We start from the raw sequence: 8,283 nt of genomic DNA on the forward strand, positions 1-8,283 counted from the left end.
TGGCTACCCCCAGCGATTTTAGATCGCGCGATAGTGTTGCCTGCGTAAGTTCATAGCCCAGCTGCCGCAACTCCTCCAGCAGCTCATCCTGGTTGGTAATCTTCAAACTCGAAATGAGCTTTTTAATGTCCTGCTTACGACTACTCTTAGCCATGGGTGCATTTATTTTTATTGTAGTAGCAAGTTTATGCACGATTTTGGCGGAAAGCAAATATTGTATGATTTTTTTGGAAGGGGAGTAACCATTAGCCGATTTTAGAATCACTTTTTCTATCTAACTTCAGTTTAACCCCGCTATCGCGCATAGCCGTCAAGTTAATATTATAATAGATTGAATATGAGTTATATAATTAAATTGTACCCCATTCCTTTTGAGAACAGGGCTTGATTTCGTAATTTTGCTCATAACAAAGAACTTTAGATTACTAGTAATCAGCGAGATAATGTTTTAGTACTTTGTCTCGCTGTTTTTCTTAAATATACACATATACATTTGAATTACAATATATTAAGTATATTATTTGTTCGTAATTTAACTTATTCTTTTTCTTCTCCAGCCAATGCTTCTCTGATATCAGCGCGATGATGCTTGTGAATAGCTGCTGTATGGCCTGATCACCATTTTTCATAGCCTCCCGAAGTCTTGTGGTAGCGCTTTTCAACGTCTTGAAGCATTTATCAACGCTTAGTAGCTTCCCTCGTGCTTTGTAGAAATAGAATCGGGCGGGCATGATAGCTTGCCAATATATGGCTATCAGTATCAGCTTTGCATACAAAATGCTTAGCCAGCGGTAATACTTCATTCTCCCAATCTTGTGCACCCCAAAAGTGGATTTCCAGATTTTAAAGACCAGCTCAACCTGCCAGCGTACATGGTATAGGGCTACTATTGCCTGTGCCGGTATCGTTTCATTGGAAACATTGGTAATGATCAGGTTCAGCCTTGCACGATCGGCATAATCACTTGATGTTGTAAACCCCATGCGCTTGTTGTATTTATTGATTTTACTCATTCTTTGCGCAAAAACCTCATCCGGTACAGTCTCAATGACTAACCGAATGGGTAGTCTTGATTTGGCCCCGATACAAACCTTTTTCTCCATTTGCAATACTTTGTTTTTTTTCATCCACCGGTAAAGCTTATTAAAATCAAGGAGTTCATACTTGTTGTTTTTTACTTCATAGACCAACGGTTTTGTGTGCAGCTTTGATATAATGTAAGCTCCATTATCTATGAAGTTTCTTAGTACATCTATTGAAAAATAGCCCAAATCACGGATGACAAGGTCTTTTGGCTTTACGTTGTCCTTTGTATCCTGTGCATCCCTAGTATCTGGCCGGTTAGCCGGCGTAATGGTTAAATCATGGATTGACCCTGTTTTTAGGTCGTACTCGTACTGTATACAAGCTGCGGATTTAGACGAGACACCACCAAAACCAGGCATTGCTTGGGCATACTCTTCGGGTAAAACAAACTTTGTGCTATCCTTTACATAGATGCTGTTGAAGTGGCCAAACCATCCCTCATCAATCGGCTGGTCAATCACAAAACATAGCTGGCTCAGGATAGACTTAAGGTATAAGGCGGTCTTCTCTGTATACCGCTCGTGGAGGCCCTGCTTGGTAACATCAACGTTGAAATTTTGCTTCATCTCAACGCTAAGGCTGTTCAGGCTCTTGTTAGCATCGGAGGAGGCATTGAACAGTAAGCTGTCCAAGAACATTTTGGGGGTGATTTTAGATTCCCTGGATTTAAAGCCACTCTCTTCGGCTATCTTGTCAAGGTTCTCAGCTGAAAATATCTCTTGGAATTTCTCCGTTGAGGTATTGGATATACCCCCATTCTATTAAGAGAAAACGGTAATTCTATGCTAGTATTGTAAGTCGCTTAAATCAAACATGTTAAACCCTTAACTTGACGGCTATGCGCTATCGCGTGATCTTGGCAACGACTTCTTTAACTTCTTTAACTTCTTTAACTTCTTTAACTTCTCTAACTTCTCTAACTTCTCTAACTTCTTCTATCTCCAGTTTAACTTCATATTTTGAACCCTTACCTCGTTGAACAATAGTGGCAGTCTACTGTTTCTCTACAAAATTTATAACTATGAGTAAAGTAGCGCTTAAAACCGAGTGGAAGGGGAATATGAAATTTGAGTCCGATGTTTTTGGACATAAGGTTGTTGTTGATGCCGACCCTTCGGTGGGTGGTGAGGACAGCGGCCCACGACCCAAACCACTGATGCTGGTTGCCCTTGCAGGCTGCACAGGAATGGATGTGGTTTCTATTTTAAAGAAGATGAAGGTCGAATTCGAAGGCCTTAATATTCTTATTGAAGGGGAGCAAACGGAGGAACATCCCAAGCACTTTACTGAACTTAAGGTGATATACGAGTTTAAGGGAAAAGATTTGCCGCTCGAAAAGTTGGAGAAGGCCGTTAGCTTATCCGAAGATAGGTACTGTGGAGTGAATGCCATTTACAAAAAGGCTATCAAAATGAGCTACGAGATCAGAACTGTTGAATAGCTGCTGTTTGGAATTCTTGCATATATGAAAAGAGCGCGATGGTTAGTCGCGCTCTTCTATTATTATCCTAATGCGAAGCCGCCGCTTCGGGCAATTCGAATTTGTTTCCGGTCTCTTTCACCAGCTGCTTTAACCACCACTCCGGGTAGCCGGGCTGTTTAGGATTAGGTACAAAGCCATAGGGATTTTTCTCAAATACACCATCCTTCTCCTTTTTCACATTTCCGTCGATATACTTTACCAGCAGAAAGTGGAATAGGTCGTTCCATTGTGCAACGGTGCTGTTGGCGGTAGCAATGGAGAAGGTTGATACAAAATCTCTGGCTCTTTCAGGATTCTCACTGTATATTTTCAAAGCCGTTTTATCCACGTCGGGAATTAGCGCTGCATACTTGTCTTCCAGCTCCTTTTGAACCTTCTTCACATCCTGAACCATGAGGTCGTATCGCAGGTAGGTAAAGTTGGCTACCTTGTTGAATGTCCAGAAGGCTGAGGTTTCGGAGTAGGTGAGCATATCGCCGTTTCCTTGGGTATACGATTCTGGTGCCTTGCGAATTCCGGCGTAAATGGGTACGTATACGGTTGTGGCCGCGTCGTCAACGCCAATCCAGAATATACCTCCAATGGGGTCGGGCATCCAGCTGCGGAGCTGGGCAATAAACGAAAATGCTGTCTGCTGTGTGGCCGTAGCACGTTCGTTGAAGTACTCTTTTCCGTTAACCTTCCAGGTGAGGGGACGCCAGCGGTAGGGTAATCCAAAGGGGCCAGCACCGGGGTCCTTGCTCATGTCCAGCTCGGTGCCTTCCAAATGGTCGCGGTAGTTGGCCATCAGGTCTTGAGGTGTGAGCTTATGGTCGGGCTTTATATAGAGTGGCATTCTATGCTTTAGGTTTTCTCCCTTTGCATAGTCGAAGTAGCTCCACATATCCTTGTTCACATTCTTAAACATGCTCCAAACGCGAATTTCGCAGAAGCGAGCACCTTCAAAGGTCACCGGGTTGTAGGTGTCGGAGAAGCTAAACTCTTCATCCTTTCCTTTGTAAAGCCCTTTCTCCTTGGCAAAGCTGATTACATCGCTGGAGTAAACTACATTAACCTCTGGATTGAAAATCTTGTCGAGATTTTTGCTGGTGATTGATGTCTTGCCGTTTGCCAATGGGAAGGTGGTTATTCTGGCTTGGTTTGCATGGGCCGAAATGTATCCATCGGGAATGCGGATGGCTACCCACACTGCACCCTTGTTCTTATTGTATGCTTTGCCCGTTTTCTTGTCCGTTACCATTTGGGTTCCCTTGCCTATCATCTCAAATATCCAGGCTTCGTTGGCATCGCCTATCGAGAATGACTCCCCACTGCTGAAGTAGCCATACTTATCCACCAACTCGGCCATTACCTTTATGGCTTCTCTTGCAGTTTTTGCTCGTTGAAGCGCAAGGAACATGAGGCTGCCGTAGTCAATCATTCCGGTGGTGTCCTCTAAGCCAGAAACACCGCCGAATGTAGTTTCGCCAATGGCTACCTGATGCTCATTCATGAAGCCTATAACCGTATAGGTAAAGGCAGGTTGCGGAATCTCTCCCAAATACTTCATCGTTCCACGGTCGAAGATTTTATACATGGAGCCAGCTGGTTGGGGACCACCCGGTATGTAGTAAAGTTCCCCATACCGGATGTGGGAATCGGCGGCGTAGCTAATCATAACGGAGCCGTCAGCCGATGCCCCCTTGGTAATAATGTAGTTGGTACAAGCCGTAGAAGGGTTGTAAAAGCCCAGGGCTGCGACTAGTAACGTCAAAATGGATATCTTTTTCATGAAGGTTATTTCTTAGGTTTGATCAAATATAGCAAAAGCAATCATCGTAAGTTGATTCCTAAATTGGCAAGATCATCCAGTAATAGCAATTTTTATATTCCAAACTGAACTCCTGCTGCTAATCGTGGCAAATCGGGTAAGCTAGAATTTTTTAGCAAGTCGCTAAGACGGTAATGAGCGAACACGATAAACTTATTCCTTGCAATTCGTCCGGTGAGGCCATATTCATAGCGCTTCTGCATGGGGTCGAACTGACGGGTATATTTTAGCATCTCGTTGTTGCTAGTTTTGGTGTCTACGGCTCTAAAAACCGGTAGGAAATTCCAAGCGACATAGCCTCCAAGATCAACGTAGGTTCCCAAGAAGTTACCTCTTTTGGGTGTAAGGTTAAACCGGAAAAATGGGGAAAATCTAAACTCATTCTGGACAATGTTCTCCCTACCATGCACGAGACCATCGTACACCTTTAGCATGCCCGATTTGTTAAGCCGATTTCCTTGGAGATAGTAGGAGAGGTCGAACCCTGTATTGAAAAAGTTGGATACACGATAGCGGTAGCGGTATCCGAGATCAAAAAGCAGCGACTTACCAAAAATGGTATTGTCGCTATTAGCCCCAACCGGCGTAACAGCTCCAAATCCTATGAACCATTGACCATAATTTTTTAGGTTGGGCCCATGCGTTTTAACCTCGTAGGGTGCCATGGGATTGGAATCCTCCATTAGAATAGTTTGTGAATAGCCTGCCAGTGAAAATAGCAGGATTGCAAGCATCGATAATGTTTTTTTCATGGCAGCGGTCTATAGGTTTGCAGTAATTTCGTGATCAACGGGTTCCTTTGCGCCAAGTTCAAACGTAGCGTAATAGTTGAGATAGCGCACGTTGAGCTTATAGCCAATCTTAAAGGCGCTCTTTTTAAAGTTTAGTGCCTGTTCCTGATAAACTCTTGCGGCTCCATATTCGGCAAGAGTTCCATCTGGCTTTTCGATGCTGTAGAATAGGATTGAGGTATTGTAACCCGACAGGAGCTTAACCAGCCCGTAGGATATGTAAACCGAATAGTATTCGCCAGTTTCATAAAGTGAAAACGTTGAATTTACGCTGTCGTTGGCAGAATAAAGGAAGTATCCGGCTTGAGGGACTCCGTAGCCATGTGCATAGTCGAAGTAGGGGTAGAGGTCGGCCGATTTCTCAATTTCCTTTAACATCTCCATGGCAGTTTTGCCTTTGCTTGCCTGCCATGCACAGGCGGCAAAGCCTGCCACGAGTGGGGTTGCAAAGGAGGTGCCATAAGCAATCTCAACACCACCTTTGGGCTTAGCCACCACTGCTTCACCAAATGCAGAAACGTTGGGCTTCATTCTTCCATCGGCCGTTGGACCGTAGGATGAAAAATTAATATGAAGATGGGTTTCTGGCGATATTCCGCCTATGGAAAGTATGGAGTCAGCATCAGCCGGAGTGCCAATTACCTTCCAGTTGTTATCGCCATCGTTGCCGGCGGCGTTAATTACAAGCATTCCTTTTCTGGCGGCTAAGCTTGCTGCCTTCACAACGAAGCTTTTCTTTCCGTCCATATCCTTTGGGAAGTAACGGTTGAAGGTATAGCCAAGTGAGCTGCTAATAATATCTGCCCCATTTTTGTAAGCCCACTCCATTGCTGCCATCCAGTTTTCCTCTTCCGAAAATGGTTCACTGTTAACTTCGGTAATGGCAAGCAAAAACTCAGCCCCGGTGGCCAAACCCATTGCGGTGCCATCGTGGATGCCAGCAATGCATGAAAGCACATTGGTGCCATGGGAATTTCCACGGAATACATTTGAACGGTTTTTGGTGAAGTCCCAAGTGGCAATTATTCTGCCATCTTTTCGAATTTGCTCAAAGGCTGGATGGGTATCAACATTAGGAAAACCGGCATCGAATACGGCAATTCTAACACCTTTGCCATTTATGCTTGAGTCGCGGAAGTATCGTCCTCCCATGCGCTCTGTTTGGCGATAGAGGATGTCCCACAGGTGGTCGTTGCTCGCATCGCTACTCTTTTTTTGGATTACCCTTGTGGTTGTCCAAGCGCCGGAAATGGGTTTAACCTGCTTTACAAAGGGAAGATTTTCAATTCTCTTTATCTCATTTTTTGAGGCTGAAACTGCCACCGCATTGAGCCAGCGACTCTCTTTTCCCATATCGCTTGCAATGCCATTGACGGCAGCAATGTAGCTTTCGTTCAACGGGAAGTCGGTAGAGTCGGTAGGGGAGACATTCTCGGTAACTCTCCGTTCCAATGTCTTGGTGCAGAAGTAGTTTTCTGGATTAAAGGTTGTGCCGTGTTTGTCGGTAAATTGAACCCAATACCGCGGTTGCGCTACCATTAGGGCGGGAAGCCAAATTAAGAAAACTAAGGTGAATGCTATCCGTTTATGTTTAATCATCGGTGTAGATAGGTTAAGAGTTTAGTAGATTACTCAAGCTTAAACAAAGATATTTATAATTTTCTTTGTTTGGCTGCTGTTATAATTTTCGGGGATTGAGGAAATTTTCGAGCTAAATATTGACGACGTGGCCCAATTCAGATGTCTTTAGTTCTTCAGGAATTACTAGGATTATCTCCTTCTTGAGCGCATCAAGTAGCCGTTGCTTTACAAACTCCCGATGGCTTACTAGGCTTACCTCCCTCATAGGAATTGGTGACTCAAATGGCCGAACGTGCTCTATTTGATCAACGGTAAGGTTTTTTGTTGCCAACTCGGGAATAATGGTAATACCTCCGCTACTTTCGATAATGCGCATGAGGGTTTCAATGCTTCCAGCCTCATACTCAAGATTAATCCCTGTATCGGAGTTGCGCTTTAACTCACAAAGCCTCATTATTTGAGAACGAAAGCAGTGCCCTTCTTCTAAAAGCCATAGGTGATTTGGGTCGATGTCGGTTGGAAGAATGTAGGATTTGTCGAAGGCTGACTCCTCGGAGGAGACATAGGCAAAAAATTTCTCATAGAAGAGTGGATACTCCTTAATCTTGCTGTCCAGTAATGGCGTTACAAGTAGGCCTGCATCCAACTTGCCTGATTTAAGGTCCTCTACAATGGTTTCCGTAACCATCTCTGTAATCTTCACCCTCACTTGAGGAAAATGTTTTCTGAAGTTGTCGAGAAAGAGGGGGAGGAGATATGGTGCAAGCGTCGGGATAATCCCAATCTTGAGCGAACCACTAACCAGCCCTTTTTCACCATTGGCAATTTCTTTAAGCTCCTTAATTTCGACGAGAGCCCGACGTGCTTGTGCAATTATTAGGATTCCAACTTGGGTTGGAACTACTGGCTGCTTGCTGCGATCGAAAATCTTTACCTCAAGCTCCTCTTCCAACTTTTGCACCATCATGCTCATGGTGGGTTGAGTTACAAAGCAAGCCTCTGCTGCTTTAGCAAAATGCCTATGGGTATCAATTGCAATTATGTATTCTAGCTGCTGAATGTTCATAAAGCTTAAATAATGTAACAAATGTGCTTGTAAATATATGGCTGTAAGACGATATAAACAATATCTATAATGATATAAAAAAAATCAGTTTGACAAATGAGTTTTAACGTTGTAACTTTGCAATACCAAAAAAATAATAGTAAAACATTTAAATTGAGAACTATGAGTATGAAGACATCAACAATTAGGCTTTACAATTCTCAATAGAAGATGATTTGGATATACTCCTTGTTTTTTGGACGATAGCTATTCTCACCTTATTATAAACAGTTAATTAATTTATTTATGGAAAATCAAGAAGTTTACAGTATGCCACGAATTGGCGACATGGCTCCCGATTTTACGGCAACCACAACAAAAGGGGTAATTAAATTATCCGATTATGCAAAGGATAAATGGATTGTGCTCTTTTCGCACCCTGCTGATTTTACGCCTGTGTGCACAACCGAAATGAGTGGCTTTGCAG

Annotated in this window: 7 protein-coding genes; 2 read left to right on the forward strand and 5 right to left on the reverse strand. The window is 43.5% G+C overall.

Annotation, left to right across the window (positions count from 1 at the left end):
- Window positions 1-473: 473 nt before the first annotated feature.
- The gene (locus VMW01_11740; protein HUW06922.1) at window positions 474-1,835 is read right to left on the reverse strand and encodes an IS4 family transposase; all 1,362 of its coding nucleotides are present in this window, start codon (window positions 1,833-1,835) and stop codon (window positions 474-476) included.
- 272 nt (window positions 1,836-2,107) lie between these two features.
- Here VMW01_11740 and VMW01_11745 point away from each other — a divergent pair, with 272 nt between their 5' ends.
- Window positions 2,108-2,527 (forward strand): OsmC family protein, encoded by a 420-nt coding sequence (locus VMW01_11745; protein ID HUW06923.1) that lies wholly within the window; start codon window positions 2,108-2,110, stop codon window positions 2,525-2,527.
- A 67-nt stretch (window positions 2,528-2,594) separates the two neighbouring features.
- Here the strand turns inward: VMW01_11745 and VMW01_11750 are convergent, their stop codons facing one another.
- From VMW01_11750 to VMW01_11765, 4 genes are all read right to left on the reverse strand, one after another.
- Entirely contained in the window at window positions 2,595-4,340 is a 1,746-nt protein-coding gene (locus VMW01_11750) for a C69 family dipeptidase (protein ID HUW06924.1), read from the reverse strand.
- A gap of 92 nt (window positions 4,341-4,432) precedes the next feature.
- The gene (locus VMW01_11755; GenBank protein HUW06925.1) at window positions 4,433-5,131 is read right to left on the reverse strand and encodes a hypothetical protein; all 699 of its coding nucleotides are present in this window, start codon (window positions 5,129-5,131) and stop codon (window positions 4,433-4,435) included.
- Window positions 5,132-5,140: 9 nt separating this feature from the next.
- Window positions 5,141-6,769 carry a S8 family serine peptidase gene (locus VMW01_11760; GenBank protein HUW06926.1) on the reverse strand — a complete coding sequence of 543 codons (1,629 nt, stop codon included), beginning with the start codon at window positions 6,767-6,769 and terminating at the stop codon, window positions 5,141-5,143.
- Between the two features lie 112 nt (window positions 6,770-6,881).
- Window positions 6,882-7,817: a LysR substrate-binding domain-containing protein gene (locus VMW01_11765; GenBank protein ID HUW06927.1), complete on the reverse strand. Its 936-nt coding sequence runs from the start codon at window positions 7,815-7,817 to the stop codon at window positions 6,882-6,884.
- A gap of 285 nt (window positions 7,818-8,102) precedes the next feature.
- On the opposite strand from VMW01_11765, the gene VMW01_11770 reads away from it, so the two are divergent.
- On the forward strand, window positions 8,103-8,283 hold a 181-nt coding region (locus tag VMW01_11770; GenBank protein ID HUW06928.1), incomplete at its 3' end, for a redoxin domain-containing protein.

It is taken from the genome of Williamwhitmania sp. (assembly GCA_035529935.1).
GTDB lineage: Bacteria > Bacteroidota > Bacteroidia > Bacteroidales > Williamwhitmaniaceae > Williamwhitmania.

Excerpts from the sequence above, each read along its gene's own strand:
- VMW01_11750 (HUW06924.1), bottom strand. The coding sequence starts at position 4,340 with ATGAAAAAGATATCCATTTTGACGTTACTAGTCGCAGCCCTGGGCTTT.
- VMW01_11745 (HUW06923.1), top strand. The coding sequence starts at position 2,108 with ATGAGTAAAGTAGCGCTTAAAACCGAGTGGAAGGGGAATATGAAATTT.
- VMW01_11755 (HUW06925.1), bottom strand. The coding sequence starts at position 5,131 with ATGAAAAAAACATTATCGATGCTTGCAATCCTGCTATTTTCACTGGCA.
- VMW01_11765 (HUW06927.1), bottom strand. The coding sequence starts at position 7,817 with ATGAACATTCAGCAGCTAGAATACATAATTGCAATTGATACCCATAGG.
- VMW01_11760 (HUW06926.1), bottom strand. The coding sequence starts at position 6,769 with ATGATTAAACATAAACGGATAGCATTCACCTTAGTTTTCTTAATTTGG.